At 38.9% G+C, this 26,596-nt stretch carries 30 protein-coding genes, 2 pseudogenes and 1 riboswitch; of the genes and pseudogenes, 20 read left to right on the top strand and 12 right to left on the bottom strand.

Features of this window, described 5'->3' with window-relative positions; all coding sequences use genetic code 11:
• Positions 1–33 precede the first annotated feature (33 nt).
• Both RCG19_RS23635 and RCG19_RS23630 read right to left on the bottom strand, forming a co-directional pair.
• Positions 34–198 carry a BA3454 family stress response protein gene (locus RCG19_RS23635; protein WP_308109178.1) on the bottom strand — a complete coding sequence of 55 codons (165 nt, stop codon included), beginning with the start codon at positions 196–198 and terminating at the stop codon, positions 34–36.
• Positions 188–418 carry a hypothetical protein gene (locus RCG19_RS23630; protein WP_166244004.1) on the bottom strand — a complete coding sequence of 77 codons (231 nt, stop codon included), beginning with the start codon at positions 416–418 and terminating at the stop codon, positions 188–190. The genes RCG19_RS23635 and RCG19_RS23630 overlap by 11 nt, the downstream gene beginning before the upstream one ends.
• Positions 419–759: 341 nt before the next feature.
• Between RCG19_RS23630 and asnS the strand changes: the two genes are divergently transcribed.
• Positions 760–2,151 (top strand): asparagine--tRNA ligase, encoded by a 1,392-nt coding sequence (gene asnS / locus RCG19_RS23625; RefSeq protein WP_308109177.1) that lies wholly within the window; start codon positions 760–762, stop codon positions 2,149–2,151.
• A 65-nt stretch (positions 2,152–2,216) separates the two neighbouring features.
• Here asnS and RCG19_RS23620 read toward each other — a convergent pair whose 3' ends face one another.
• On the bottom strand, positions 2,217–2,387 hold the full coding sequence (locus RCG19_RS23620; RefSeq protein ID WP_166243929.1) for a hypothetical protein: 171 nt from the start codon (positions 2,385–2,387) through the stop codon (positions 2,217–2,219).
• A gap of 161 nt (positions 2,388–2,548) precedes the next feature.
• Between RCG19_RS23620 and RCG19_RS23615 the strand changes: the two genes are divergently transcribed.
• Entirely contained in the window at positions 2,549–2,767 is a 219-nt protein-coding gene (locus RCG19_RS23615; RefSeq protein WP_308109176.1) for a helix-turn-helix domain-containing protein, read from the top strand.
• Between the two features lie 71 nt (positions 2,768–2,838).
• Here the strand turns inward: RCG19_RS23615 and RCG19_RS23610 are convergent, their stop codons facing one another.
• On the bottom strand, positions 2,839–4,320 hold the full coding sequence (locus RCG19_RS23610; RefSeq protein WP_308111063.1) for an amino acid permease: 1,482 nt from the start codon (positions 4,318–4,320) through the stop codon (positions 2,839–2,841).
• A 104-nt stretch (positions 4,321–4,424) separates the two neighbouring features.
• Positions 4,425–4,615: riboswitch (Lysine riboswitch) on the bottom strand.
• A gap of 172 nt (positions 4,616–4,787) precedes the next feature.
• Here RCG19_RS23610 and RCG19_RS23605 point away from each other — a divergent pair.
• Positions 4,788–5,612, top strand: coding sequence for a YitT family protein (locus tag RCG19_RS23605; protein WP_166243999.1), 825 nt, complete (start codon positions 4,788–4,790; stop codon positions 5,610–5,612).
• Positions 5,613–5,752: 140 nt separating this feature from the next.
• On the opposite strand, the gene RCG19_RS23600 is transcribed toward RCG19_RS23605, so the two are convergent.
• Entirely contained in the window at positions 5,753–6,112 is a 360-nt protein-coding gene (locus tag RCG19_RS23600; protein WP_242637894.1) for a winged helix-turn-helix transcriptional regulator, read from the bottom strand.
• Positions 6,113–6,237: 125 nt separating this feature from the next.
• Here RCG19_RS23600 and RCG19_RS23595 point away from each other — a divergent pair, with 125 nt between their 5' ends.
• From RCG19_RS23595 to RCG19_RS23585, 3 genes are all read left to right on the top strand, one after another.
• Complete coding sequence (locus RCG19_RS23595) at positions 6,238–6,870, top strand: nitroreductase family protein (RefSeq protein ID WP_308109175.1); 633 nt, start codon at positions 6,238–6,240, stop codon at positions 6,868–6,870.
• 305 nt (positions 6,871–7,175) lie between these two features.
• Positions 7,176–8,405 carry an MFS transporter gene (locus RCG19_RS23590; protein WP_308109174.1) on the top strand — a complete coding sequence of 410 codons (1,230 nt, stop codon included), beginning with the start codon at positions 7,176–7,178 and terminating at the stop codon, positions 8,403–8,405.
• A gap of 88 nt (positions 8,406–8,493) precedes the next feature.
• A complete protein-coding gene (locus tag RCG19_RS23585) occupies positions 8,494–9,474 on the top strand; it encodes a DMT family transporter (protein WP_308109172.1) in 981 nt (326 codons plus the stop codon).
• Positions 9,475–9,523: 49 nt separating this feature from the next.
• On the opposite strand, the gene RCG19_RS23580 is transcribed toward RCG19_RS23585, so the two are convergent.
• The 3 genes from RCG19_RS23580 to RCG19_RS23570 form a co-directional block, all read right to left on the bottom strand.
• Positions 9,524–10,384: a DUF421 domain-containing protein gene (locus RCG19_RS23580; protein ID WP_308109171.1), complete on the bottom strand. Its 861-nt coding sequence runs from the start codon at positions 10,382–10,384 to the stop codon at positions 9,524–9,526.
• Between the two features lie 20 nt (positions 10,385–10,404).
• A complete protein-coding gene (locus tag RCG19_RS23575) occupies positions 10,405–10,611 on the bottom strand; it encodes a DUF1657 domain-containing protein (RefSeq protein ID WP_166243991.1) in 207 nt (68 codons plus the stop codon).
• Between the two features lie 71 nt (positions 10,612–10,682).
• Positions 10,683–10,886: a DUF1657 domain-containing protein gene (locus tag RCG19_RS23570; RefSeq protein WP_166243989.1), complete on the bottom strand. Its 204-nt coding sequence runs from the start codon at positions 10,884–10,886 to the stop codon at positions 10,683–10,685.
• A 219-nt stretch (positions 10,887–11,105) separates the two neighbouring features.
• On the opposite strand from RCG19_RS23570, the gene RCG19_RS23565 reads away from it, so the two are divergent.
• Both RCG19_RS23565 and RCG19_RS23560 read left to right on the top strand, forming a co-directional pair.
• Positions 11,106–11,714 carry a hypothetical protein gene (locus RCG19_RS23565; protein ID WP_308109170.1) on the top strand — a complete coding sequence of 203 codons (609 nt, stop codon included), beginning with the start codon at positions 11,106–11,108 and terminating at the stop codon, positions 11,712–11,714.
• Positions 11,715–12,483: 769 nt separating this feature from the next.
• Positions 12,484–13,401: a YitT family protein gene (locus RCG19_RS23560; RefSeq protein WP_207343074.1), complete on the top strand. Its 918-nt coding sequence runs from the start codon at positions 12,484–12,486 to the stop codon at positions 13,399–13,401.
• 230 nt (positions 13,402–13,631) lie between these two features.
• Here the strand turns inward: RCG19_RS23560 and RCG19_RS23555 are convergent, their stop codons facing one another.
• From RCG19_RS23555 to RCG19_RS23545, 3 genes are all read right to left on the bottom strand, one after another.
• A complete protein-coding gene (locus RCG19_RS23555; RefSeq protein WP_308109169.1) occupies positions 13,632–13,883 on the bottom strand; it encodes a sigma-G-dependent sporulation-specific acid-soluble spore protein CsgA in 252 nt (83 codons plus the stop codon).
• Positions 13,884–13,989: 106 nt separating this feature from the next.
• Entirely contained in the window at positions 13,990–14,238 is a 249-nt protein-coding gene (locus tag RCG19_RS23550; protein ID WP_308109168.1) for a hypothetical protein, read from the bottom strand.
• Positions 14,239–14,409: 171 nt separating this feature from the next.
• Entirely contained in the window at positions 14,410–15,120 is a 711-nt protein-coding gene (locus RCG19_RS23545) for a class I SAM-dependent methyltransferase (protein WP_308109167.1), read from the bottom strand.
• A 242-nt stretch (positions 15,121–15,362) separates the two neighbouring features.
• On the opposite strand from RCG19_RS23545, the gene RCG19_RS23540 reads away from it, so the two are divergent.
• Positions 15,363–15,629 carry a hypothetical protein gene (locus tag RCG19_RS23540; protein ID WP_308109166.1) on the top strand — a complete coding sequence of 89 codons (267 nt, stop codon included), beginning with the start codon at positions 15,363–15,365 and terminating at the stop codon, positions 15,627–15,629.
• Positions 15,630–15,707: 78 nt separating this feature from the next.
• Here the strand turns inward: RCG19_RS23540 and RCG19_RS23535 are convergent, their stop codons facing one another.
• Complete coding sequence (locus tag RCG19_RS23535; protein ID WP_308109165.1) at positions 15,708–16,589, bottom strand: VanW family protein; 882 nt, start codon at positions 16,587–16,589, stop codon at positions 15,708–15,710.
• Positions 16,590–16,732: 143 nt separating this feature from the next.
• Here RCG19_RS23535 and RCG19_RS23530 point away from each other — a divergent pair, with 143 nt between their 5' ends.
• The 11 genes and pseudogenes from RCG19_RS23530 (at position 16,733) to RCG19_RS23480 (ending at position 26,550) form a co-directional block, all read left to right on the top strand.
• Complete coding sequence (locus RCG19_RS23530) at positions 16,733–17,710, top strand: alpha/beta hydrolase (protein ID WP_308109164.1); 978 nt, start codon at positions 16,733–16,735, stop codon at positions 17,708–17,710.
• 151 nt (positions 17,711–17,861) lie between these two features.
• The gene (locus tag RCG19_RS23525) at positions 17,862–18,056 is read left to right on the top strand and encodes a hypothetical protein (RefSeq protein ID WP_166243977.1); all 195 of its coding nucleotides are present in this window, start codon (positions 17,862–17,864) and stop codon (positions 18,054–18,056) included.
• Positions 18,057–18,229: 173 nt separating this feature from the next.
• Positions 18,230–18,981, top strand: a pseudogene (locus tag RCG19_RS23520) (SDR family NAD(P)-dependent oxidoreductase).
• Between the two features lie 37 nt (positions 18,982–19,018).
• A pseudogene (locus tag RCG19_RS23515) lies at positions 19,019–20,631 on the top strand (long-chain fatty acid--CoA ligase).
• An 87-nt stretch (positions 20,632–20,718) separates the two neighbouring features.
• Positions 20,719–21,285, top strand: coding sequence for a TetR/AcrR family transcriptional regulator (locus RCG19_RS23510; RefSeq protein ID WP_166243971.1), 567 nt, complete (start codon positions 20,719–20,721; stop codon positions 21,283–21,285).
• Between the two features lie 111 nt (positions 21,286–21,396).
• Positions 21,397–21,798, top strand: coding sequence for an acyl-CoA thioesterase (locus RCG19_RS23505; protein WP_308109163.1), 402 nt, complete (start codon positions 21,397–21,399; stop codon positions 21,796–21,798).
• A gap of 42 nt (positions 21,799–21,840) precedes the next feature.
• Positions 21,841–22,917, top strand: a complete 1,077-nt coding sequence (locus RCG19_RS23500) for a phosphotransferase family protein (RefSeq protein ID WP_308109162.1) — start codon at positions 21,841–21,843, stop codon at positions 22,915–22,917.
• A 16-nt stretch (positions 22,918–22,933) separates the two neighbouring features.
• Positions 22,934–23,692, top strand: a complete 759-nt coding sequence (locus RCG19_RS23495) for a 2-phosphosulfolactate phosphatase (protein ID WP_308109161.1) — start codon at positions 22,934–22,936, stop codon at positions 23,690–23,692.
• A 31-nt stretch (positions 23,693–23,723) separates the two neighbouring features.
• The gene (locus RCG19_RS23490; protein ID WP_166243963.1) at positions 23,724–24,503 is read left to right on the top strand and encodes an enoyl-CoA hydratase/isomerase family protein; all 780 of its coding nucleotides are present in this window, start codon (positions 23,724–23,726) and stop codon (positions 24,501–24,503) included.
• A 12-nt stretch (positions 24,504–24,515) separates the two neighbouring features.
• Positions 24,516–25,490 carry a quinone oxidoreductase family protein gene (locus RCG19_RS23485; protein WP_308109160.1) on the top strand — a complete coding sequence of 325 codons (975 nt, stop codon included), beginning with the start codon at positions 24,516–24,518 and terminating at the stop codon, positions 25,488–25,490.
• 67 nt (positions 25,491–25,557) lie between these two features.
• Entirely contained in the window at positions 25,558–26,550 is a 993-nt protein-coding gene (locus tag RCG19_RS23480) for a phosphotriesterase family protein (protein ID WP_308109159.1), read from the top strand.
• Positions 26,551–26,596 lie beyond the last annotated feature (46 nt).

The raw sequence follows: 26,596 nt of genomic DNA, 5'->3' as shown, positions 1-26,596 counted from the left end.
AGAATTGTCCAGCACTAGACATCTTGCGTTTTTCTATTTTTCCCATTGCTTTTTGACCTGTTCAAAGGCAAGGCGTAATATTTCTTCTTCAGAAGTTTCTCGATGGGTAATGACATTTGTTAAATAGTATTTTCCTTCGAAGGTTATTGTAACTTCCACCTGTACCATATAATCACCTTTCTTTACTTTATACTTCAACCACCATGAATTCCTCTGCGAATAATTGTACTTGATGTTTATCTATTTTGTTCTTTTTTAGTAATGATTCTGTAATGACTAGCTGGGCTTGAAACGAGACATTTCTCTTTAAATCGCGAAGTGATACATCGCCATTCAATAATTCGATCGCTTTTTCCTTGATGTCTTGATTCTTAGATGACTTGTATAACAGATAGGCAATACATGTAACCTTGTCCACAAAGTAACCCCCAATCAAGAATCGATTATTTGTTATTACATTCGACGACTATCAGAAAAATCCTGCTAAATTTCTGGAAGTTATCAAAAGTATTCAGAAAAGTGAGATAAGCTTTAGGTTCTCCTATTGAAATAGAAATTTTGTTGTATATTGCTTATTTGGTATAATGTTTTATATAATATTGAAGGGATTATAAGAAAACGATGATAGTCTGTTAATAGTATCTTTCGTCCCAATTGGGAGGGGAGTTTTTTTTAGTTGTCTACATATGACAAGCGGAATCGATTTAATCCTACTGACTATTAACTAAAGCTTATACATATGATTTAGGAGGAATACTCATGAAACAGGCCTTAATCAAGGATTTGTACAGAAATACAGATAGTTATATTGATCAAAAGGTACAGTTGTCCGGATGGATTCGGACGATTCGCGATTCTAAAACCTTTGGATTCATTGAATTAAATGACGGCAGTTTTTTTAAAGGAGTGCAAATTGTTTTCGATGAACAATTGGCGAACTTCAAAGATATTGCCAAGCTTCCAATTAGCTCATCAATAAAAGTGGAGGGGGATTTTATTCATACTCCACAAGCGAAGCAACCGTTTGAAATTAAAGCGACAGAGATTGTGATAGAAGGATCCTCCAATGCGGACTATCCATTACAAAAAAAGAAGCATTCCTTTGAATATTTAAGAACAATAGCGCATCTGCGCCCAAGAACCAATACGTTTTCAGCTGTATTCCGTGTGAGATCACTTGCTTCGTTTGCTATTCATAAATTTTTCCAAGAAAAAGGGTATGTCTATGTGCATTCCCCTATCATTACAGGAAGCGATACAGAGGGTGCAGGGGAAATGTTCCGGATTACTACCCTTGATATGGACAATCTCCCTAAAAATGATGAAGGTAAAACGGATTCAACAAAGGATTTCTTTAATAAAGAAACCAATTTAACCGTTAGTGGGCAACTCTCTGCAGAGTCTTTTGCGTTAGCGTTCCGTAATGTGTATACATTTGGACCAACATTTAGAGCGGAGAATTCAAATACAGCCCGGCATGCAGCCGAGTTTTGGATGATAGAGCCAGAGCTTGCCTTTGCTGAACTGCCTGATATTATGGATTTAGCTGAAGAAATGGTGAAATACGTAATTGGCTATGTTACGGAACAAGCTCCTGAGGAGATGAATTTCTTTAACAGCTTTATTGAAAAGGGTTTGTTAGACCGTTTGAATAATGCCCATACTGCAAACTTTGGCCGTGTGACGTATACGGAAGCTATTAAGATGTTACAAGAGTCGGGTGAAACGTTTACCTATCCTGTGGAATGGGGAGTAGATCTCCAAACTGAGCATGAACGTTATTTATGCGAAAAGATCTTCAAACGTCCAGTATTTGTTACGGATTATCCAAAAGAAATTAAAGCCTTCTATATGAGATTAAATGAAGATCAAAAAACAGTAGCAGCAATGGATTTACTTGTACCTGGTATCGGTGAATTAATCGGTGGCAGCCAACGTGAGGAACGGGAAGATATTCTTGCTGGAAAAATCAATGAACTTGGTATGAATGAGGAAGACTATTGGTGGTATTTGGAGTTAAGAAAATACGGCGGTACAAAACATTCAGGTTATGGAATTGGTTTTGAACGCTTAATAATGTACTTAACCGGTATGTCGAACATTAGGGACGTCATCCCATTCCCAAGAACACCAGGTAATGCAGAATTTTAGTTGGTAAAGAAAAAGAAGACCCATTCATTGAATGAGTCTTCTTTTTTGATATCATTTTTTATTTATTAGTCCTGCAGCTCTTCTTCAAAATAAAATGTACCCGGGTGCTCTTTTACGATATAAGAATATCTTTTCATATTTTTTACATATTGCCATTTCAAAATGGTGACAGCCTCACCTGTTTCTTTAATATTTACAGTTTGGCCATTCATGTAGCGGTTATTTGAGTTTTTCAAATTACAACACCCCTTTACTATTCCTTTTTAAGTATACCACAAAATGAAAGTCACATAATGTTACTTATCGGGATTTGAGAGCCGCCAATGGAAAAACAAAATGCCATTACCTTTCCATTATAAGCAAACTATGGTATGCTTTACAAAAGCGAGGTGTCATTTTGACTAATTATAAAGCAAGAAAAAGTAACCTCAAGGATTTATTATCTAAGAACGGAATGGATTTGGATGGTTTGGAAAAGAATACAAATATTCCTAGGAGTCAACTCGACGACTACATATCTAAGAAGGTAATGAACTTAAATACGGCGATGACTATTTCCAAAGAATTGAATTGTCAGATTGAAGATTTATATGTGTGGGCATCTGAGGAAGAATAGTGTGTCCTATATTGCACGATACAAAAAACAGACCGGCTAGGGTCTGTTTTTTTGTGCTCATTCTTAATGAATTAATTTGTTAAATCACATTTCTTTAATGGGATTAGCTTGGTTTTCTTCGTGAATTTATAGCCAAGCCATAAAATAAGGAATAGTGGCAGGCCGATGTAAGATACTAATACCCCGTTCCAATCAATTTTGTCACCCATGAAAGCTGAATAGTTTTGTCCTAAAACAACAAATCCACAGACTAGAAAGGCGAAGATCGGTCCAAATGGGAAGAATTTAGATTTAAACGGTAATAAGTTCATATCCAACCCTTGTGCTACAAACGCTCTGCGGAAACGGTAGTGGCAAATGGCGATCCCGAGCCAGGCAATAAAGCCTGACATACCTGAAGCGTTTAAGAGCCATACATACACGGTTCCATCGCCGAAGAATGAAGCAAGAAAAGCTAATGTTCCGACCAATGTTGTCGCAATTAACGCATTGACAGGTACACCTTTTTTATTTAATTTACCAAGAAATTTTGGCGCTTTCCCTTGACGTGCTAAATCCCAGAGCATACGTGTTGAAGCATACATCCCGGAATTCCCGGCAGACAATACCGCAGTTAAAATAACAGCATTCATAACAGAAGCAGCAAAGGCAATGCCCGCTTTTTGAAAAACAAGCGTAAATGGACTGACAGAGACATCACCATTTGCTAAGTTGCCATTGGTAAAAGGGATTAATAGTCCAATGACTAAGATGGCAAGTACGTAAAATAAAAGGATCCGCCAAAAGACTGTTTTGACAGCAAGTGGAATAGCTTTTCCGGGATCTTCCGTTTCACCAGCAGCAACCCCTAAAAGCTCTGTTCCTTGAAAAGAGAATCCAGCTGCCATAAAGATTCCGAGCATGGCCATAAATCCGCCGTGGAACGGAGCGTCGCCAATCGTGAAATTCTTAAATCCTACCGCGTGATCTCCCATAATGCCAAAGATCATTAATGTCCCAGTAATAATAAAGATGATAACAGTTACTACTTTAATAAGAGAGAACCAATATTCAGCTTCCCCAAATCCTTTTACAGAAAGATAATTTAATAGGAACATCATCACCAAAAAGAGGCTGCTCCAAATTAATGATGGCGTATTTGGAAACCAGAATTTCATAATCATGGTGACCGCAGCTAATTCGGCGGCAATGGTAATGGCCCAGTTGTACCAGTAATTCCAGCCAAGCGCAAAGCCCAGTGCAGGATCAACGAATTTAGTGGCATACGTGCTAAAGCTTCCGGCAACAGGCATATAGGCGCCCATTTCAGCTAAGCTTTGCATTAAAAAGTATACCATGACCCCAATGATAAGGTAGGAAAGTATAGCCCCACCAGGTCCGGCAGAATGAATAGCCCCGCCGCTTGCAAGGAAAAGCCCAGTACCAATTGTTCCACCAAGGGAAATCATCGTGAGGTGCCGTGATTTTAAGCTTCGTTTCAGTTCGGTTGTTTCTTTTTCCAGGGATTGTTCACCCGAATAGACTTGTTCTTCTAAGGATCTAGCTGTTTGCATAATCATGACTCCTTTTTCTTTTACTTTTTCGAGAAGGAGTTTTGGAATAAAAAATGCCATCGAAGTAGAATCGATGGCATTATCAATACCCCGCATCATACCTTCCGAAAGATAGCTCAACACGAATAGCTGGTAGGACTATACGTGACAGTTCTGTTCCTTTTTGGAGACAGCCCCAGCATGATTTTCCAGAGATGAAAAACACACTTCGGCAGCTTTTCCTTTCAAACGGAGTCAAGGGTGTCTCTGCACCTCATCCGCATTACTGATAAAAACCGCGACCTCTACCTCATCGGTTTGATGAGGATTTTACTATGAAGTTAATATATTTATATAGTATAAATATTTTATTTAAAATGTCAATGGTAAAATTTACAGATAATTGAATGTTATTGTAAAAAACTATTAAATTTACAACGCTCCGGAGAATCGGTATTATTTTATAAAAGACAAGTGGCAGGCAGGAGATGAAAAAATTGCAGTTTCTTGGTTTAATACTAGGGTCGCTCATCGTCGTATTTGGATTCAATCTTTTCTTAATTCCGCATCAGGTGTTAAGCAGCGGGCTTAGCGGGATTTCAATGATGATTGGCATGATTTCTCCCATCAATACAGGTTTGGCAAATTTCCTATTAAATTTTCCATTATTAATTATTGGGTACAAAATGCTTGGGAAAAAGTTTATCATGAATTCAATCTTTTCCGTGTTTATTATCTCGGTAGGACTATATTTGGTTCCTGTGCATGAAATTGCAAAAGACACCATCTTATCGTCCATTTTTGGCGGTGCTTTAACAGGGATTGGGGTAGGAATCGTGTTTCGTTCCTCTGGTTCAACAGGGGGGTTCGACATCATCGGGATGATAGTATCACGGAAAAGAGATTTTCCTATTGGCACCTTGCTGTCGGGAATGAACGCCGTTGTCATTGTGATTAGCGGGTTTTTATTTAATTGGGATTCGGCGCTTAATACATTAGTATCTATATATGTGACTGGTAAAGTGGTGGATGCCATTTATACCGACCATGCAAAATTAACCTTAATGATTATTACGGAAAAAGGTCAAGAAATGAGAGAACATTTGCTGACAAACTTATATAGAGGGTTGACCATCATGGACGGTGTCGGCGGTTATTCCAATAACCAACGGAATGTGCTAATTACCGTTATCTCAAGGTACGAATTAAATGAAGTGAAAAACCTAATTACGGAAGTGGATCCTGCGGCTTTTGTAAACATTACAGAGACTATTGAGGTAATGGGGCTGTTCCACAGGCCGAGTCCTTCTTAATTAAGACTCAATGCAGAGATTTCGCTATAAAAATGGTAGAACCCGACTACTTCGATGTTCCGGTGGATTCTAGGGGAATACATCGAAGTAGAACCCGTTGAAATGCGAACAATTATTTTAAAACTATTAACTTTTTCTCCCTAAGTATCCTCGCGTTTTTTCACCCATTTTATAAGGATCGTAATAACTTCCTCAAGTTCTTTTCCAATTGGTGTTAACTCATATTCCACTTTTTTGGGGGATGTAGTAATGACATTTTTGATAATCAATCCTTCATTTTCGAGGTCACGCAGCCGTTCGGTTAAAAGTCGATCAGAAATTCCTGGTATAGAGGAAATAATTTCATGGTATCGTTTTGGCCCTGCCAATAAAGCATAAATAACAGCACCCATCCATCGTTTGCCGATAAATTCTATCGCCTTGTGGAAATTCGTACATGTATGCTGTATTTCTTTTTCTGTGCAATTAACTTCAGTTTGTTGTTTATGTTCACCCATCATTCATACCTCATTTTTACTTTTATCATACCATAATTGTTTTACTTGACGGTAGGTACTTACTAATAGTAAGATGAAATCTAACTTACTATTAGTAAGTTAAATTACACTAGGAGGATTTGTCCACCATGCAAACAGTAATGTCAAAGAGTTTATCTGAACTAATCAATGAACGCCACTCCGTTAGAAAATACGATTCATCATATATAATCTCACAAGAGGAAATTAAAAATATGCTTAAGGAAGCAACACTTGCACCATCCTCGAGTAATCTTCAGCCATGGAGATTTATTGTGATTCAGGATCAGGAAGCCAAGAAAGAGCTACGGGCCATTGCTAACAACCAAGAACAGGTTGAAACTGCATCAGCCGTTATTGCCGTGCTAGGTGATAAAGAGATGTATAAGAGTGTGGAAAAAGTATACAGAGGTGCTTATGAAGCAGGGTTTATGGATGAAGCAAATATGACGCGATTAATCGAAAGCACAAATAAAACGTACCCGTTTGCACCGGAAGAAGCCCGGAAAAATATTGCTGCATTTGATGCAGGACTGATTTCTATGCAGATTATGCTCATTGCAAAAGACAGAGGCTACGATACAGTTCCTATGGGTGGCTTTGATAAAGCACAATTCATGGAGAAATTTGCCGTCGAAGATCGGTATTTTCCCATTGTTCTTATTTCCTTAGGCAAAGCCGCTGCACCTGCATTTAAGACAACACGCTTACCATTAGAAGATGTATTAATCGAGTACAGATAAGCAAAAACCCCAAGCCTGATAGAATATATCAAGCTTGGGATCGTTTATTCATTGTTTATATATTTTTCAAAAATCTTTCACACAATATTGTTTGGATAAACATCAGAAATTTGGTTAGTTACATAACTGAAATACTCTATGTTATAAATAGATAAAGATTACATGAATTTCTGGAGGGAATTAACAAAAAATTCACTAAATCTGCTATACTAAATAGAAATGAAACTGGGTAGTAATGGAGGATGTCCGATGTAAATAAACCTTACTTTTTAATAAAAAAATTAAATAAAAAGTGAGGGTGTACGATGTCCATTTTTGTCGGAAAACGAGCTTCTTTCCGGTTTCTTTGGTTTGGGCAAATGTTTGCTAATCTTGGTGATATTTTATATGTGGTCTGTTTAATCAAATTGATCTTTGATGCCACCGGATCCGTAACGTATATGTCACTTGTTCCTTTTTTTACTACCATTTCGGCTTTAATTAGCGGAATATTGGCTCCGTTGGTCATCAATAAATATAAACTTAAATCGATTTTAGTTTATTCGCAAAGTAGTAAGACGTTGTTGCTGTTTGTTTTGTGCTTATTTGCTCTTCATTTTGAAAGTGACGGGCTATTTTGGATTTATGTGCTCATCTGTTTTATTTCTTTTTTAGACGGTTGGGCTTCTCCAGCTCGAAACGCCCTTGTTCCAAGTATGGTTGAAGAGAGTAAATTGGTCCAAATCAATAGTATATTGTCCATTTCCGATCAAATCATTCAACTGATTGCCTGGCCTTTTGGCAGCATCCTATTAGTCGCAATGGGGGCTGGGAAAATTTTATGGTTAACCTTTAGCTTATACCTACTAGCGACAGTAAGTATGTGGTTAATCAAACATGTTGCGAATCATCAGACAATGGAAGAACAAACGCGAATGGAATCGTTAAAAGAGGGTTGGCGGATTATTTGGCATTCAAAGCAGTTGCGGACAATCAGTTTCATGAATATCCTTGAAACGTTTGCTAATGGAGTTTGGATTGCTGCCATATTGTTTGTCTTTGTAGCTGAAGCGCTAAATAAAGGGGAGGGCTGGTGGGGGTTTATTAATGGCTCCTTCTTTGCGGGAATGTTATTCGGCGGTCTGTTGATTTACCGTTTTTCTGTTCTCATTGAAAAGAATTTAGGAAAAACGATTCTATGGTCTACATTCTGCTTAATTTCTATTACGTTTTTATTCGGGACCACCTCAATTCCATGGTTTGCTTTACTTGTTTCCTTTATATTTGGCATGCCACAGATGGCTCGTGACGTGGCGGAGACAACGATTATTCAAAGAAGTGCAAAAGAACAACTTTTAGCTAAAGTCTATTCTGCAAGAGGGACATTAATATTCGCTGCCTTTGGAATTTCGTCGCTTGTGATGGGCTGGATCACTGAGACCTTTGGTGTAAGGATTCCTTTTTTGGTGGCGACAGGGCTTTTCCTTTGTTCTTTTACGGTTGCACTGATGGGAAGAAAATATCTATTCCTACATGTAGGAGAAAATATAGACTAATTATTGTGAATTTTGGGAAACCACTTGAAGGTTTCCTTTTTTTATGGAAAATAACACTATATCCATATTAAAAAGGAGAGTAGAAACCATGCGGCCCATTATAACAGGCATCTTTGCTGCCTTCTTTTTTGCCTTTACCTTTATCTTAAATCGATCAATGGAGCTTGCGGGGGGAAGTTGGATTTGGAGTGCCTCATTAAGGTATTTCTTTATGGTTCCCTTTTTATTCATAGTCGTGATCGTGAGGAACAATTTAAAACCATTGCTCCAGGAAATGAAACAGCAGCCAGGTGCCTGGTTAGTGTGGAGTTCGATTGGCTTCGGATTATTTTATGCGCCGATTTGCTTTTCGGCAGCATATGCCCCTGGCTGGTTGATTGCTGCCACATGGCAGATTACCATTATCTCCGGTTCACTGCTTGCGCCGTTTTTCTATGAAACGGTGATGACAGATAACGGCCCAAGCCGAATAAGGGGGAAAATTCCCTTTAGGGGATTAGGGATGTCTTTGATCATTTTACTTGGTATTATTTTGATGCAGGTAGAACAAGCCAATCATTTGTCGGTAATTGCCTTATCCTTAGGAGTATTACCGGTTGTTGTAGCCTCGTTTGCTTATCCATTAGGTAATCGAAAAATGATGGATGTATGTGGTGGGCGCCTGAACGTTTTTCAACGCGTATTAGGAATGACACTGGCGAGCATGCCCTTCTGGATCATTTTATCCATTTATGGGCTTCTGTATGAAGGCCCTCCTAGTTTAGGACAAATCGGCCAATCTGCACTGGTTGCGATATCTTCAGGGGTCATTGCAACCATTCTCTTCTTTCATGCGACAGATCTTGTAAGAGGGGATATGCAAAAGCTTGCTGCTGTGGAGGCAACCCAATCGATGGAAGTGTTATTCGCAGTAATCGGAGAATTACTCCTCTTGACATCATTAATGCCTTCAGCCCTATCTTGGGCTGGCATGGCATTGGTCATGGTTGGAATGGTCCTGCACAGCTATTATTCGAATAAAGTAGCGAAGCAAAAAATACAAGAAGTGAGTACATCGAAGGGGCTGTGAACAATGAATCCTTATCAATTGGATTGATAAGGATTTTTTCATGTCTATTTCAGCCATTTAGATAGGGAGATAATTTATCAATCGTTTCCTGCAAGATCGCCGCATTTTTCTTATACATAGCTTTTGATTTTTGACAATCTGTTTCAAGAGAAAATATTTCTAAGTCTGCCTGTGTTTTTTTTAAGGTTGCTAGTAATAATGGACGGACAGCGGGGGCAGGTACTTTAATTTTATCATCATAAAGGTCAACGGTAATATCTCCATAGGAATCCACTTGACCGAGAAATACATTATCAAGGGTCACTCCAAGTTTCTCTAACTCGGTGTAAAGCCAGCCTCTGCCCTTTCCCGCACATCTAAGTGCTTCGTCTACGATATTCCCATCCATAATAATTGTTTGCGGCTCTTTTTCGTTGGGCATTTTCATTTGCAAATCTTTGGGTGTTAATGGTTGGTTTTCTTTTTTCAATAATGCACTTAAATTGCCGCGTGGTTCCAATACAGCAAATTCAACGTCAGCAACTTTAAAGATATTCTTTTGACGGAGTAGGGCTGATAATTCGTCAATTGTATACTTTTCCTTTTTTAAATTATTTTCTAAGATTTTCCCATCTTGGATGACAACAGTCCCTTTACCCTCCACGAAATCACTGAACTTTTTACTCTTTATCGATAAATAATTAGATAAAAAAGTAGAAAACCCAAATACGGCTATTGCTAATATCCCGTGATATACGTTTGCCTCAAGACCAGTAACTACCTCGCCGGCAATACTTCCAATCGTAATACCTGCAACATACTCAAAAAAGGAGAGCTCAGAAATTTGTTTTTTTCCAAGAATTTTTGTAGTAATAAATAAGAGCAGCAGGAAAATGATCGAGCGAAATATGATAAATATCCAACCTGGCATATGCTTCTCACCTCGAAATATTAGGAACCTTTATATTGTGGTTCATGGCGTTCAAGTTCTAAAACCCGGTATTGCAGATCCTTTTTTACATCCCCTATGAGTAAACTTGTTTCATGAAATACTGCCTTTGCTTCCTCATCGAGTGAATCTAATGCCAATGAGGACAGTTGGGATTCAATTCCCTTTATAGTGGAAAGACATTGTTTGACATTTGAAGCGATTGTCAAAATGGTTACTTCCTTTCTTAACTAATTCTAAAAATGAAAAAGGGGCTGGCAGAATGCCAACCGAATCCCATTTATTGATTGTACTGAGGTTCTTCAGCCATGATTTCTTGAAGGCGTGGTTCAAGGCTGTCTAGAACTGTTTGCGTTTGCTGGGCTGCCTGTTGATAAAGTTGTTTGGCGTTTTGGTTATCGGTTGCAAGTGCAAAGGTTTCAAAGCTGGCCTGTGCACTTTTTAACCCGGCTAATGCTTGTTTTACTTGTGTTCCTACAGTCATGGATGATCCTTCTTTCGTTATAATTTTGATTTACAAAAATAGTATGTGGATTAAAGTTTTGCTTATGTATGGTTTTCTTCCTTTTTAAAGTGAAACATTTTCCATTTATCTCGAAAAATGTTATTTAACGTATTGAATTTATTCCGAATGTTTCTATAATTACTAATCATCAAATAAAATAATAGTAATGAATAGTGATAAATGCTAGGAGGGTTATTAATGATTTTAGTAAGAAGAAAAAAGGTCGATGAGGAATATTCAGTTAAATTAGTCGCATATACGATCATATTATTTATTAGCAGCTTTTTTGCACCTTTTGTCATTGTTGCATCATATCAGAGTGTGATTTATTTTTCGCGATCCTATTGGTTCTTTGCAACACCGTTTTCTGCCTACATAACTTTCATGGGGGGGATGCTCTATATCTCAGTCATAATGACCATATATCTGATTTTTTTTAGACAGCGGTGGGAAGGTGGCAAAATGCAATGGATAACTGGCCTTTTACTTCTTGTCAGCCTACCAGCATTTATGTTAAGCATGACCAATTATTATTATATGGACGAAAAGGGGATTCACTATAATGGGTTGACAGGCTTTGCGGAAAAAGAATATAAGTGGAATGACATGTCTAATGTACAAATTATTTATCGAAACCACCAGGGGACTACAGGATTCTTTCAATATAAGTTTGAGATGACAGACGGCAGAAACATCGTCCTTCCATTTAATGATAAACTTTCTGAAAATAAATATCGAATCGAAGCGAAAATTAAAATGCTTAAGATCCCTGTACATGATAATTTCGAAAATCCAATTGTTGATTAAATCGAAAGTCATCTTTTTACAGAAAGAAGGTTTTTTCCTAATTTCTCCAAAAGTTCACCACTTTGTCATAAGTTTCTGATAAATTTAAAAGACTCCGTGATATACTAAAAGTGTAAAAGATAATCAAAAGTTAACATCTTAGGAGGCTCAACCATACGTGTTCGTTCCGTTTGTGAACGAGTATTTGTAAGGTTATTCCAACCAGCACTTGGAAGGTGGAGCGATGAAGTTTCATTTTGTAAAGGTCTAAATCTAAAACCAAAACCTTTCATAGTTGAATTCTAATGAAATTCCAAGGAATTCATATCAAAGGCACAAGTTAAGGATTTATAGGTTAGTACATTTGATCAAAGAATTTTTTTATCAATGTATTCATAACTGAAAACCTTATTAAAAATCCATTGCCAAGAAGCCTGCAATCCAAATAGGTTGAATAAAGAGTCTTAACGGTGACAATCCGAAAATTTGTTTCTTTTAGGGATTTGAATTCCATTAAACATGCGAATTAATTCCTTCAACGGAACAAACACACATCGGCTGAGTTTTCAAAGTTTCCATAGGATTCAAACGTAAACTAAAGGAAACGAAAATCTGAAAACAAATTGTCTGATGCCATGGTTGGGTCCCCTAAGGTGTTAATCCCAATTAAGGAGTTACTTCAAAAATGAGGTAGCTTCTTTTTAATTTGTTAAAAAAGCATATAAATATTAATAACACTTACATTTCGTTATAATAAATATAGGAAATTACTTTTGAAAGGGGCAAGATAATGACAGAATTTCAAGAAATGAGTTTAACCGAGCAGCAAGAAGCCATATTGGCAAATATTCAACATCGTCGATTGACCAAAAGAAAAATCTTTCAACGAATATTGTTAATCACCATTGGTGCCATTTTAATGTCCGTGGGGCTTGAAATCTTCCTCGTTCCGAATAATGTTATTGATGGCGGGATTACAGGTATTTCCATCATGCTTTCTTATCTAACCGGTTGGAAACTAGGTATTTTCCTTTTTATTTTAAATATTCCTTTTTTCTTTATTGGCTACAAACAGATTGGAAAGACCTTCGCTTTATCCACTCTATATGGCATCATTATTCTTTCAATTGGTACCACGCTGCTTCATCCGGTTCCGGCGTTTACTCAAGATATCCTTCTTGCTACTGTTTTTGGGGGAATTGTTCTTGGCATTGGGGTTGGTCTGGTCATAAGGTACGGGGGTTCACTTGATGGTACTGAAATACTAGCCATTCTCTTTAATAATAAACTTCCTTTTTCAGTCGGGGAAATTATTATGTTCTTTAATCTCTTCATCCTTGGTTGTGCCGGGTTTGTGTTTTCATGGGATCGGGCGATGTATTCGCTCATTGCTTATTTTGTTGCTTACAAAACGATTGACGTTACGATTACTGGACTTGATGAATCCAAATCGGTGTGGATCATTAGCGATAATGCCAGACAAATTGGTGATGCGATTATGAATCGCTTAGGCCGTGGTGTTACTTACATTAATGGCGAGGGAGCCTATTCAGGTGACGATAAAAAAGTTATCTTTTGTGTCATCAATCGTCTTGAGGAAGCAAAATTAAAGGAAATTGTTACCGAAAGTGATGATAGCGCTTTTTTAGCGGTTGCCGATATCGCTGAAGTTCGTGGTGGACGGTTTAAGAAAAAAGACATTCATTAGAAATAGTATAAAATGACGAAATAAAACAATTGTCGGTATTAGGCAATTTGATGAAAAAGTCCTGGTTAATGATTGTAAGTTTTCTGTAGATTGTGTCGTTTAATAGGGAATAGAGTCATTTGGTCGAATTGTGTTTTGTCGGACTCTGCGCTTACCTAGGAAATAGTTTTGCGAATAATAAGATATTTCCGAAAAAGATGACAGAGAATTCTGCCATCTTTTTCAATTCTTTAAAAGAGCAGCTCAAAAACCTCATTAAGTTCATGTGCTCTCTTCTCATCTTGTTCTTCTTTTGCGTAATTAATTTCTTTAGGCAGCATCCGATTTAAAAAATATATTTCTTTCTGACCTAAATCTCGTACAAAGGAAGCTTCCGATGCATAAGCGCCCTTCGATAGTTTCAAGTATAGATGCCGACCCTCTGCATAATCTTCTGTATAATTTGATAATGTTTCTCTTAAATATCTCAGAGTCTGATCCATTTTCACATCATCCTTTCAGCCTTTATTTTTTGATGTGATGGTACAAATATACATGAAAGTTGTAATAAAAAAATGAGTAAGTACAAAGTACTTACCCAATTTTTGCTTAGAAAAAGAAGAACGGAGCAAAACCAAATCCAACGAACGGGACAAAAACAGGAGGTCTAAAAAATGGCCGTGGTCCCCAAAAGCCAAATCCGAAACCATCAGAAGAGTGGGAAGAAGAAAACTCTTCAATTTCGAGGCCTTCCTTTTTGACCTTAGCTACTCTCCCAACCACCAATTCTCCAGAATTATTTTTATACTGAATCATTTTACCTTCTAAATGACGTGCTTGCTCATAATTTAACTGCACTTCAACTTCCTCCTTTAAAAATGGACTTGCTATAAAATATGTAAGGAATTGGTGGAATGTAAAGGCTATAACCCAAGCCTTGTCCATATTAAAAGGAAATTTATTTGGCATAGTTGTATGGAGGTTTCCTAATGAAAAGGCCCTTTTTCCCACAGAAAAAAGGGCTTTCGATTATTTTGACACAGTGATGACCCGATAGCTTAAAATATCCTGATATTTCAAGACAATATTTCCATGCTCATTCAAGATATGAAAAAGCTCAGGTTCAAAATCTTTTGAAAAATTAAATTCCGGGGCATGGTTCCCATGACTGAGAGCTGGGTTTTGTGCCTTAATTTCAATGTTTTGAAAACCAACTTCTTGTAATAAGCGGTTCCAATCTTCTTCCATTAATAAGGAATCAACTGCGTAAAAGTTCATTATTTCTGCTTCTTCTTGCGGATTAAGTTTCTTGTTTATCGTCATTTCGTTGGCAATTAAACGGCCGCCTTTTTTTAGTACGCGATGAAATTCCCTAAGGGCCTTAGGTTTATTAACAAATGCTAAAACAGACTCAGATAAGATAAAATCAAAGGTATGATCGTCAAATGGAATTTCTTCAATTGATCCGTGGATTAATTGGATGGGAAGTTGTAGTGTCTGAAAGCGGTCTCTCGCTTTTTCGACCATGATTGGATTTATTTCCAATCCATAGACTTTCGCTTTATATTGTTGGTGCAAATATGCCGCCGTTTGTCCTGTGCCGCAGCCTGCATCTAAAACATGGGAGTTTTTGGAGATATTTTCACTTGAAAGAATATTTTGCGTCAATAGTATACCACCAGGATGGGCACCGCCAACGCCAAACTTCGCCAAGAAATCAAAATAGGTTAGACCTCCCATAGACACCACCTCAAATCTGCTTTTTTGCATTGTATGTAATAATGCGGAAATAGGTGCTTTCCAAAACACTCAAGCAGTGGTTAATATAATATTATTATGTTAACAAAAATTCAAAAAGAACTCATCCAACAATTTACAATGTATGCATGGTTTCCTAAACATATTCTTCATCAAGATGCACAAATTAAGCTAATGGAAGGGTTATGACAACCTCCATACCATAAACAAAAGGAGTGCTGATAATGAAAAACATAAGAAAGCAGCCGTTTTTCAAGTTGTTTGCACCTAAACGAAAAAGCAAGGGTGCTTTATGGGCATCACTCTTAGGCATTGGCGTTAGTGCCGCCGTTTTTGGCGCGACAAAAGGGAAGCGTAAAGATATTGCACTTCCTTTTCAAAATGTAGTCAAAAACTTTTCACCAAAGACAAATCTTAATTTGATGAACAATGCCGCCCTGACCGAATTCTCTGAGGAATTATTGGAAAGCGCCTTACAAAATGATCGTTAGAAAAAGTCCGCAATCGCGGACTTTTTTTTAACGATAAGTATATGAGAAGTATCTAGCTCAAGCGCCCTAGTGCATTTCTTAATAAGGTGCTTCGGGAATCTTTCTTGGTATGTACTGTATACTTTCTGAAGAATACAGTTTAATAACTAGCATATTTCCAAGCGTATTTGCCCGAATTAATACCGGTTGGGAATATATATTTTTAAATACAAAATCGGGTCCGTACCAGCTTACAGTTGCATCCCTGCCAGGGGGAATGTAGGGAACCTTTCTACTATGGGAAAACCGCTGGACAATCTTTAGCCCGGCATTATCTACTGCATTAAAAAGGGTTGAGGATACCTGACATATTCCGCCGCCAATGTCTTCTGAAAATTCACCTCTAACAATTACTTTAGCCTTTAAATACCCTTTTGTAGCCGTCCGTTTCCCGACCACTTTGTTAAATGAAAATGATTCGCCCGGAAAGACGACATAATTGTTAATGGCCGCCGTTGCCAATTTAATATTAGTAGTGCGTTTTTTATTGCTAGAATTAAAAGTGGTGACATATCGTCCAATCCGCATGCTTCGAATATCCCCAAGTAACTCGCTATCCACTTTTGGATATACGGGCTGCATGGGAATTTCTAATTTTCCCTGTCTATGTGAAAAAAAATAAGCATAGAATTGTTCAGTAAAGGCTTGACGATGGACCTGGTAACCAACTTGTTCCGATAGGATATTACCAGCCGAATCTAGGCTAGCATCAGTAGGCGCTGTGGAAAATTGTTTGTCTAGCTGGTCTAATAATTGATTGAACTTGTTGGAATCGATAATCGGCAAATCTGTATATGGAAAAGAAAAATCCATACGATCGATATAGGTGACATTGGTGCCGTCTTTTGTAATGACTAAATGATCTGGAGTATGTATTTGTTGAGCCGTAAGTAATAGTCCGAAAATCCAAGGTAAAATCATCTGTTCGCACCCCTCCTCGTTCTAATATTTGAAGTAATTTACCATTTCATGTACCATTCTTAAGAACAAATTACTTTTTAAAATTTTCCAATTTGCCCTTTACACTTATTAAAGAGGAGATTGAACAATAGGGGGAATATTAAATGAAATCGATCGAAAAAGAAGTAACGATTCAAAGTAAAGTTGCCCTTAAGGGGACTCTTAGTCAACCAGAGGTTCGGTCCGAAAAATCACCAGCTATTCTTATCATCCCAGGGACAGGAAAATTGGATCGAAATGGCAAAGTAAATAAAAAACTGGAAGTGAAGCTGTACCGCCAATTAGCCGAGTTTTTAACATCTATTGGCTTTATTAATTTGAGATATGATAAACGCGGGGTGGCAGGTAGTGAAGGAGATTATTTAACAACTGGATTATGGGATATAGTCGATGACGCACAGGCAGCCGTTCAATTTTTAAAAAGCCTTCCCGAGGTGGATCATAAAAAGGTCATTGTTTTAGGTCATAGTGAAGGAGCAATGATTGGAACGGCATTAGCTGCAAGGGAAGAACTAGGAGGGTTAATCCTGCTGGCCGGGGCTGTGGAAAATCTAAGTGAAGCAATGAAAAGGCAAAGAGATATTGGCACGCAAGACATTTTGAATGCCAAAGGATTTCAAGGCATGTTCCTTCGCTTAGTAGGGGCGCACAAAAAGATAGAAAAACAAGCGCAAAAATCAATTGAAAAGATAGTAAACTCCACCAGTGATGTTATAAGGATGAGTTTTGTCAAAATAAATGCAAAGTGGTTGCGGGAACATTTTGGCTATAATGTGAGAGAGGATTTGGCAAAGGTTACCTGTCCTGTCCTTGCCATTACAGGAGCAAGAGATATACAGGCAAATCCAGAAGTATTGAAAGATTTGCCAATGTATGTAAAGGGCGATGCCCAGTATCATATTGTCGAAAATATGGGGCATGCATGTAAAATGGAAACAATCCCCTCCACAATATTAACTGCGAAAAAAGATATGATAGCGGAAGGAAACTTGCCTATTCATCCGGAGTTAGTCCAGCTGCTCGAGACTTGGCTTCAAAATTACTTTGTAATAAATCTTCCTGAGGTGAGGGTAATCCTCTAATAAACGGTTTATAAGATTGGCTGTCGACACGATAGCCAATTTTTTATTTTTCGAATGAAAAAAATGTAGAATTATAGTATAGTAGCAATAAATAACAAATAAATAGTTACTTGCTAGCACTATGCTAACAGGTAGATAGGGGTATCTAATCATGTCTGAAAATGAAAGAATTCAATTAAATGTAAGAATTACGAAAGAAACCTCCCTAATGCTGGATGAAATTGTCGAGTATTATCAACAAGGAATTAAACTTGGCAGAATTTATAAAGGTGACGTCTTAACAGATATTATTGAAAAATCGTATGAAATAATGAATAAACAGAAAAAATCGACCAGAAGATTTTAGACTATAGAAACAGTCTGGTATAGGAAATAAAAATTTATTAGAATATTTAGAAAAAGGTAGGAATATGTAAGTCTAAGAGGTATAATTGTACATATTACATACTAACTGGTCAGTATAGTTTGGAGTGTAAAGGGCCTTAGATGATTGACTATTATGAAAGAGGGATGATGGTTATGAAATTGAGTGGTAAAACAGCCATAGTAACTGGTGGAGGGGGGGAATTGGCCGTGCAGCCGCCATTCGTTTTGCATCGGAAGGTGCATGTGTAACAGTTGCCGATGTTGATTCTGTTACCGGGGAAGAAACAGTCAGCCTGATCCAAGAGAGTGGTGGAGAGGCAATTTTTGTGAAAACAGACGTTTCGGACTCAGAACAGATAATAGAACTAATTAACAAGACTACAGAAACCTATGGCGGCTTACATATCATGTTCAACAACGCTGGAATCGGTAATAGCGAAGTAAGAAGTGTTGATTTGTTGGAGGAAGAATGGGATCGTGTCGTCGACATTAACTTAAAGGGTGTTTTCCTAGGAATTAAGTATGCTGTCCCTGAATTAATCAAATCGGGTGGTGGGGCCATTGTTAATACCTCAAGTTTGTTGGGGTTAAAAGGGCAGAAATATGTTTCCGCTTACAATGCCTCAAAAGCGGGAGTGGTTGTGTTAACGCAAAATGCTGCCCTTGAATATGGGAAACACAATATTCGGGTGAATGCGATTGCACCCGGGGTCATTGATACGAAAATTATCGATAACTGGAAGCAAAATGAGCGAAAATGGCCGATTATTTCACGTGCCAATGCATTGGGGAGAATTGGCACACCCCATGAAGTAGCCAATGCTGTTTTATTTTTAGCATCTGAAGAAGCCTCGTTTATCACTGGAGCAACTCTTTCCGTTGACGGGGGCGGACTGATATTTTAGAGAATGGTTTAGAACCATACATTTTGGAGGGGAAATTATGAGTGAAAAGAGAGCATGGCTGGAGCATTATCCTGAAACAATTGAAACAAATGTAACCATTCCAAATAAACCATTAGGACAAATTCTTCAAGAAACAGCAACAACCTACCCTGCTAAAGATGCCTTATCTTTTTATGGAAAAAAGATTACTTATGAACAATTACAATCACTGGCGTTCGCCTTTACATCTGCTTTGCAGCAAAATCAGGTTCAAAAGGGGGACCGGGTGGCGATTATGCTGCCTAATTGTCCTCAATACGTCATTGCATACTACGGAATACTGTCAGCTGGGGGGATCGTAACCCAAGTGAATCCGATGTCCGTTGAACGGGAGCTTGAATATATTCTGGGGGATTCAGGTGCCGAAACAATTGTGGTCCTCGATGCCCTTTATCCACGAGTAAAAGCCGTTCAGCCACTAACAAATTTGAAAAATATTATCGTCGTCAGCCTCCAAGCCACTGGTCAAGATTTCAAACCGGACCGGAGCTTTGATCGCTTTTTGACTGAAGGAAATGGAAAAACTCGTCCAGTTGAATTCGAACCAGAGCATGATGTGGCAGTCCTTCAATACACAGGCGGTACAACTGGAAGATCAAAAGGGGCGATGTTAACTCACCGCAATATTCTGGCAAATGTGATCCAGTGTCATGAGTTTTTTAAAGATGATTTGAAATTTGGCCAGGAGAAATGTTTAACTGTTATTCCGCTCTTCCATGTGTTTGGGATGACCTCTTGTATGAATCTATCTATCTATATTGGTGCTGAATCGATTATGCTGCCGCGATTTGATTTAGAAGAGGTATTGAATACGATAAAAAATGAACAGCCAACGACTTTTCCTGGGGTGCCAACCATGTATGTCGCCATTACCAGCCACCCTCATGCGGAGCAGTATGGCATTAATAGTATAAAGACGTGTAACAGCGGATCAGCACCGATGCCGGTAGAACTGCTTCGCAGCTTTGAACGGAAAACAGGTTCGAAAATATTAGAAGGCTACGGGTTATCGGAAGCTTCTCCTACGACACACTGTAATCCTCCATTTGCGGAGCGGAAACCAGGAAGTGTCGGTATTGGGATGCCATCCACGGAATATAAAATAGTGGATGTAGCAACGGGTACAAAGAGGTTTCTGTTGGTGAACTTGGTGAAGTAATCATTAAGGGGCCGCAGATTATGAAGGGGTATTGGAATTTGCCGGAGGAGACGGCAAATACACTTCGCGATGGCTGGCTCTACACTGGTGACATTGCAAAAATGGATGAAGATGGATACCTCTATATTGTTGACCGTAAAAAGGATTTAATTATTGCCAGCGGCTTCAATATTTATCCGCGTGATATTGAAGAGGTTTTATACGAACATCCGGCTGTCCAGGAGGCCGTTTGTATTGGTGTTCCAGATCCGTACAGAGGAGAGGATGTGAAAGCAGTTGTTGTCTTAAAGGCTGGAAAAAGTGCAACAGAGCAGGAAATCATCCACTATTGTAAGCAAAATATGGCGGCTTATAAAGTACCGCATATTGTTGAATTTCGTGATCAATTACCAAAAACCGGTGTTGGGAAAATCCTCAGGCGGGCATTAAGGGAAGAATCTCTAAAGAATTAGTGATCCTTTAGATTGAAGATTAAAGGAGAGGGTAATGATATGATATAATTTTCACCAGACCATTTAACAGATTGTGAGGACAGAACAGTGAGAGGGAAAATAACGGAACAAAGCATCCGCTTATTTGAAAAAAAGGGGTTTAGTGAGACATCGATTCAAGATATAGTGGATTCACTCGGTGTAACGAAAGGAACTTTTTACTATTATTTTTCAAGTAAAGAAGAATTGTTAATGGATATCCATTTAGGGTACATTGATGAATTACTTGTCCACCAGGACAGGATTTTTAAGGACCCATCAAAGTCCTGTAAAGAAAAATTATTTGAAATTGTCTTTATGCTTCTTTCCGATATCAAAACGACGGGTGCTGCCGCAAAAATATTTTTTCGGGAATTGAAAAATTTAAATGAGGAACACACAGTGCTCATTCATTCCAAACGGGACCAGTTTCGATTAAATATTGAGGATGTAATCAAGAAGGGAATTGAAAATGGTGAATTCCGTCATGATTTAAATACCTCGATCATCACGTTCGGAATTTTGGGAATCACGAATTGGAGTTACCAGTGGTTCAATCCAAACGGAATCTGCTCTGATCGAGAGGTAGCTGAAATTTTTGTCGAAATGATTTTAAAGGGAATTCAAGGTGACTGACGAAAAAATGTAAAGAGGGGCATTGTGGAAATACCCCTCTCTTTTTTTCAGGTAAATACCAACCGGTTAGTATTAAAATCGTCACGTCCAAACAATTGAGGTGAAGTGGTTGTGCATGAGACAAAAGTAACAGTACGTTTTGGCGAAACTGATGCGCTCGGTCATATAAATAACACAAGCTATTTTATTTATTTGGAAGAGGCACGAATCCGTTTTATTGAACAGTTAGGTTTTAAAATGAATATTGAAAATTGGAATTTTATTTTGGCCTCCACCAAATGTGATTTTATCAGTCAAGGGTATTTCGGTCAGGAATTAACGATTAAAACCTATGTTTCAAAAATTGGCACAAAGAGCTTTCAGCTTGAGCATGATATCGTCTCAACCCAGACAAATGAGCTCGTCGCTAAAGGGAATGCGATTATGGTTTATTTCGATTTTGAAACACAAAAAAGTGAACAAATACCTGAATTGTTAAAAGAGGAATTAAAGGATTATTTAGTTCTTTCATAACCACTTTTAGTAATCGGAGTCTTCTAAAGGGGGAGGCAAGACATGCGCCGCCAAATGAATATGGATACGATCCCAGTTCGAAAAGGTGAGGAATTGGATGTTCTTGGTTTGGAAACGTACTTACGGGAAAATGTCAAATCTTTGCCGGGGGATCCGCTTGAAGTCTTACAATTTTCCGCCGGGCATTCAAATTTAACCTACCAACTAAAGATGGGTGACTGGGAGGCTGTATTAAGACGCCCCCCTCTTGGGCCAGTGGCACCGAAAGCCCATGATATGGGAAGGGAATTTAAAATTCTCTCAGAGTTAAACCCTATTTTTTCTGTTGCGCCAGAACCAGTCTTGTTTACGGAAAATCAGGCAATCGTCGGCAGCCCCTTCTTAGTGATGGAAAGAAAAAATGGTGTTGTGATCGATACATCCTTCCCAAAAGAGGTTCAAGTCACGAAAGAACTGTGCCGACATCTTTCCGAAGTGATGGTTGAAAAACTAGTGGAATTACATGCCCTAGACTATAAACAGACTAGACTTGGGGAAATAAGCAAGCCAGAGGGATTTATGGAGAGGCAGGTCCATGGTTGGATTGGGCGCTATGAGAGAGCGAAGACCGATGATATTGCGGTTGTCGATTCATTGAAAAAATGGCTTGTGGAACATACACCTAAGCACCACGAGTCAACAATCATTCATTATGATTATAAATTTAATAATGCGATGTTTAATGAAAAGTTAACAGAAATGGTTGGGCTATTTGATTGGGAAATGACGACCGTTGGCGACCCGTTAGCAGACCTTGGCGTGGCAATGAGTTATTGGAATCACGGGGATGATTCTGAGCTATTAATTAACGGCTTGGGAAAGTCTTCGGTTACAGCTGTACATGAAGGCTTCTTTACAAGGAATGAATTTATCGAGCGCTATGCAAAAAAAAGTGGTCGGGATGTCACCAATTTTAATTTCTACTTAACCTTTGCTTATTTTAAACTGGCAGTCATAGGCCAACAAATCTATTATCGCTATAAAAAAGGGCAAACGAATGATACTCGGTTTGCTAATTTCAATCATTTTGTAAAAAATTTAATTTTACATGCAGCTAGTATTGCTGATGAAAAGCAGTAAAGGGGATCTGGTTCGGATGAAGAAAATTCATCTTCTTATGAAGAAGGAAGACATCAAAGAGGAGAAAATCGCTGATGGGAAAAAACACGCAGTTATCTTAGATGTTCTTCTGGCAACAACCACGATTGTTTCGGCGTTAAAGGATGGGGCTAAGGAAGTTATTCCTGTTTTACATAGCAGGGAAGCTATGGAACTAGCGGCAGCGTTTCAAACAGGTGAATATGTACTTGCCGGTGAGCTCGATGCAAAACCAATAGACGGTTTTGTCTATCCTAGTCCCACCCTGATTAAGGAGTCAATCAACGGGAAGACATTGATTTTATCAACAACGAACGGGACGGTTGCCTTACGAAAATCTGCTTCGGCAAAAAAGGTTTATATCGCATCACTATTGAATAACCCGGCCGTTGCCAATGCTCTTAAAAACCTTCCTGAAGACCAAACCATTCTAGTTATTTGTTCGGGAAACTCTGGTGAAACGAGTTTGGAAGATTTCTTCGGCGCCGGTCATTTCATAGATTGCTTGCTGAAAAATGGCGAATATGACTTAACAGATGCCGCGAAGTCTGCCATGTATTTTTATCGTGGCCAACAGGATGCTTATGAAATTCTACGGGATTCCTATGTTGGAAAACTATTAGATAGATATAATCAGGACAACGACTTAAAACTGGCGGCATCCGAGGGAGTTACCTCGATTGTGCCTATTTTATGTGAGGGAAAAGTAGTTTTGGAATCATCCTGTTCTCCTACATCTTATGAAAACTTTGTGTAAATAAAAATTGGAAGACGAAAGGAAGATGAAAATGACACAGGAACATTTGTTGGTTGAAAAATTAGGTCCAGTCCTGTCTTTAACATTAAACCGCCCGGAAAGCTTGAATGCCTTTAGCCCAGAGATGATTTTAGGATTGAAGGATGCTCTTCATAATGCCCAAAAGGATGAAGATATTCAGGTCATTGTGTTGTCTGGGTCCGGGCGTGCATTTAGTGCCGGTGGTGACGTTAAAACGATGGGGCAGGCAAAAGGTGCTCAAGTGTATGAACACATCGGAAAACTCAATGAATTAATTTTGTTAATGAAAGAAACTGAAAAGCCAATTATTGCCGCTGTTCACGGGTTTGCAGCGGGGGCTGGATTTAATTTAGCTATAGCTTGTGATTTAATTGTTGCTGCAGACGATAGTAAATTTGCTCTTAGCTTTTCGCAAGTCGGCTTAATTTCAGATGGTGGTGGTTCCTATTTACTGCCAAGACTGATTGGCCCGCACTTAGCAAAACAATTCTTCTTTACGGCAGAGCCAATTCCTGCTGAGCGCCTCTATCATTTAGGGGTAATCAATTATCTTGTTCCATTGGAAAAGCTCCAAGAGGAAACAACGAAATTTGCCCTAAAATTAGCGCATGGACCCGGCAAAGCTTTTGGTAAGCAAAAGAAATTAATCGATCAATCGTTTACCTCTTCGCTTGAGGAAATCCTCGAACAGGAACGTTTAATTCAGACTTTAATGGTGGAAACAGCTGACCACCAAGAGGGCATTTCAGCATTTAAGGAAAAGAGAAAACCAGCATTTAAAGGGAAATAGGAGATGAGTTTAGTGAAGGGTGTACAATTAGAGGAATACGGTGGACCGGAAGTATTACAGTTGATTGATATGGAAAAGCCGGTACCTACCGGTCACGAAGTAGTAATTGAAATTAAAGCAATAGGGGTCAACTATGCGGACACGGCACGGAGGGAAGGAAAATATGTGGTGAAAACGCCGCTGCCTTTTATTCCTGGTGCCGAAATTGCCGGGGTTGTCGTCGAAGTGGGCGATCAAGTGACGAAAGTCAAGCCTGGCACAAGAATCGTAACGTTAATCGAATCCGGTGGCTATGCCGAATTTGCCCTAGCCGATGAACGTTCCGTGATCCCAATTCCGGAACATTTAGATTTTCACACGGCTGTTGCCCTGCCGCTGCAAGGCTTAAGTGCCTATCATATACTAAAAACGATGGGCCGCTTGGAAAAGGGGGAAAGTGTCCTTATCCATGCCGCTGCAGGTGGGGTGGGCACCATCGCCGTTCAGCTTGCAAAATTGTTTGGCGCGGGAAAAATTATTGCTACTGCAAGTTCCGATGAAAAATTGGCATCGGCCCGGGAAATGGGAGCGGACGTCCTTATCAATTACACCGAGCCTGACTGGGAACAGCAAGTTCTTGATGCAACAGGCGGCAGAGGGGTAAATGTTGCACTTGAAATGGTCGGTGGAGATGTCTTCAATAAAACGGTCAAATGTCTTGCCACATTTGGACGCTTGGTTATCTTTGGAGCGGCAAGCGGAGAACAAAGCCGTTTCTATCCAGGAACACTTATGGCAAGAAATCAATCCGTCATCGGCTTCTTCCTGCCGCAAATTATGAGAAAACCAGAGCTGTTGCAGCCTAGTTTAGTAGAATTATTTTCATATCTCGGAGAGGGGAAATTGAAGCTTACCATTGGCGGTGTGTTCCCGTTAAAGGACGCAGCAATGGTTCATACATTATTACAATCGCGAAAGACGCAAGGGAAATTGATTTTAGAGCCATAGATGAAAACATCAAGTGTAACAATTGAGCCGTACTATTTTTTTCCTATCGAAAGGGTGGAACCAATCAATGAAAACAGTTGAAACAGTAACAGGCCCTATTTCAGTCGATCGTCTTGGAAAAACACTTATACACGAGCACTTTATTTTCGGGTACCCAGGATTTCAAGGAGATGTTACACTTGGTGCATATAAGGAAGATGAAGTTTTAGAAGCGGCCATTGGTGTGGCAAGACTGATGCAGAGCTACGGTGTCCAAACGGTTGTGGATCCTACCCCAAATGAATGTGGTCGAAATCCACAATTATTACAAAAAATCTCGGAAGCTACTGGATTGCAAATTATTTGCGCAACTGGATATTACTATGAAGGGGAAGGGGCACCTCCATACTTCAAGTTTAGACAGGGACTAGGAACCGCCGAAGAAGAAATCTATCAAATGTTTAAGACTGAAATTACGGAAGGTATTGCCGGAACGGGGATAAAGCCTGGCATTATCAAACTGGCATCAAGTAAGAATGAAATCACGGAATATGAAAAAATGTTTTTTCGTGCCGCAGCAAGAGTTCAGAAAGAAACAGGAATTGTTATCCTTACTCATACACAAGAAGGAACGATGGGACCTGAGCAGGTAAGTATGTTAATTGAACATGGTGCTGATCCAAATAAGATTATCATCGGCCACATGTGCGGCAATACTAATCCTGAATACCATAAGAAAGTTCTGGATCAAGGGGTTCGAATTGGCTTTGATCGCTTTGGTATTCAGGTTTTAGTTGGCGCTCCTCTGGATCATCAGAGAGTGACAACTTTATTGTCATTATTGGAACAAGGCTACGAGGATCAAATTTTATTAGCCCACGACACAGTAAATGTTTGGCTCGGCCGGCCACCTGTGATGAATGAGCAGGTTATGAAAATCATGGAGAACTGGAATCCCGTTCATATTTTCGATCATATTCTGCCTAGTTTGCGTGAATCAGGTATAACAGAAAAACAAATTGACAAATTGCTTGGTGGAAACGCGGTTTCATTATTTGCCGGAGCATCTGTAAAAGTATAATAGAATTCCTTAAAGGGAGGCCTGATTTGTTTAGGCTTCCTTTTCT

It is taken from the genome of Neobacillus sp. OS1-2, assembly GCF_030915505.1.
Taxonomy (GTDB): domain Bacteria; phylum Bacillota; class Bacilli; order Bacillales; family Cytobacillaceae; genus Neobacillus.
The sequence above is the reverse complement of the archived record's forward strand: the minus strand, read 5'-3'. Positions and strand labels throughout refer to the sequence as shown.

Bases quoted from the DNA above. Each gene is read 5' to 3' on its own strand.
- asnS (WP_308109177.1), top strand. From the start codon at position 760: ATGAAACAGGCCTTAATCAAGGATTTGTACAGAAATACAGATAGTTAT.
- RCG19_RS23610 (WP_308111063.1), bottom strand. From the start codon at position 4,320: ATGCAAACAGCTAGATCCTTAGAAGAACAAGTCTATTCGGGTGAACAA.
- RCG19_RS23605 (WP_166243999.1), top strand. From the start codon at position 4,788: ATGAAAAAATTGCAGTTTCTTGGTTTAATACTAGGGTCGCTCATCGTC.
- RCG19_RS23600 (WP_242637894.1), bottom strand. From the start codon at position 6,112: ATGATGGGTGAACATAAACAACAAACTGAAGTTAATTGCACAGAAAAA.
- RCG19_RS23595 (WP_308109175.1), top strand. From the start codon at position 6,238: ATGCAAACAGTAATGTCAAAGAGTTTATCTGAACTAATCAATGAACGC.
- RCG19_RS23590 (WP_308109174.1), top strand. From the start codon at position 7,176: ATGTCCATTTTTGTCGGAAAACGAGCTTCTTTCCGGTTTCTTTGGTTT.
- RCG19_RS23585 (WP_308109172.1), top strand. From the start codon at position 8,494: ATGCGGCCCATTATAACAGGCATCTTTGCTGCCTTCTTTTTTGCCTTT.
- RCG19_RS23580 (WP_308109171.1), bottom strand. From the start codon at position 10,384: ATGCCAGGTTGGATATTTATCATATTTCGCTCGATCATTTTCCTGCTG.
- RCG19_RS23570 (WP_166243989.1), bottom strand. From the start codon at position 10,886: ATGACTGTAGGAACACAAGTAAAACAAGCATTAGCCGGGTTAAAAAGT.
- RCG19_RS23565 (WP_308109170.1), top strand. From the start codon at position 11,106: ATGATTTTAGTAAGAAGAAAAAAGGTCGATGAGGAATATTCAGTTAAA.
- RCG19_RS23560 (WP_207343074.1), top strand. From the start codon at position 12,484: ATGACAGAATTTCAAGAAATGAGTTTAACCGAGCAGCAAGAAGCCATA.
- RCG19_RS23555 (WP_308109169.1), bottom strand. From the start codon at position 13,883: ATGGATCAGACTCTGAGATATTTAAGAGAAACATTATCAAATTATACA.
- RCG19_RS23545 (WP_308109167.1), bottom strand. From the start codon at position 15,120: ATGGGAGGTCTAACCTATTTTGATTTCTTGGCGAAGTTTGGCGTTGGC.
- RCG19_RS23540 (WP_308109166.1), top strand. From the start codon at position 15,363: ATGAAAAACATAAGAAAGCAGCCGTTTTTCAAGTTGTTTGCACCTAAA.
- RCG19_RS23535 (WP_308109165.1), bottom strand. From the start codon at position 16,589: ATGATTTTACCTTGGATTTTCGGACTATTACTTACGGCTCAACAAATA.
- RCG19_RS23530 (WP_308109164.1), top strand. From the start codon at position 16,733: ATGAAATCGATCGAAAAAGAAGTAACGATTCAAAGTAAAGTTGCCCTT.
- RCG19_RS23525 (WP_166243977.1), top strand. From the start codon at position 17,862: ATGTCTGAAAATGAAAGAATTCAATTAAATGTAAGAATTACGAAAGAA.
- RCG19_RS23500 (WP_308109162.1), top strand. From the start codon at position 21,841: ATGCGCCGCCAAATGAATATGGATACGATCCCAGTTCGAAAAGGTGAG.
- RCG19_RS23495 (WP_308109161.1), top strand. From the start codon at position 22,934: ATGAAGAAAATTCATCTTCTTATGAAGAAGGAAGACATCAAAGAGGAG.
- RCG19_RS23490 (WP_166243963.1), top strand. From the start codon at position 23,724: ATGACACAGGAACATTTGTTGGTTGAAAAATTAGGTCCAGTCCTGTCT.
- RCG19_RS23480 (WP_308109159.1), top strand. From the start codon at position 25,558: ATGAAAACAGTTGAAACAGTAACAGGCCCTATTTCAGTCGATCGTCTT.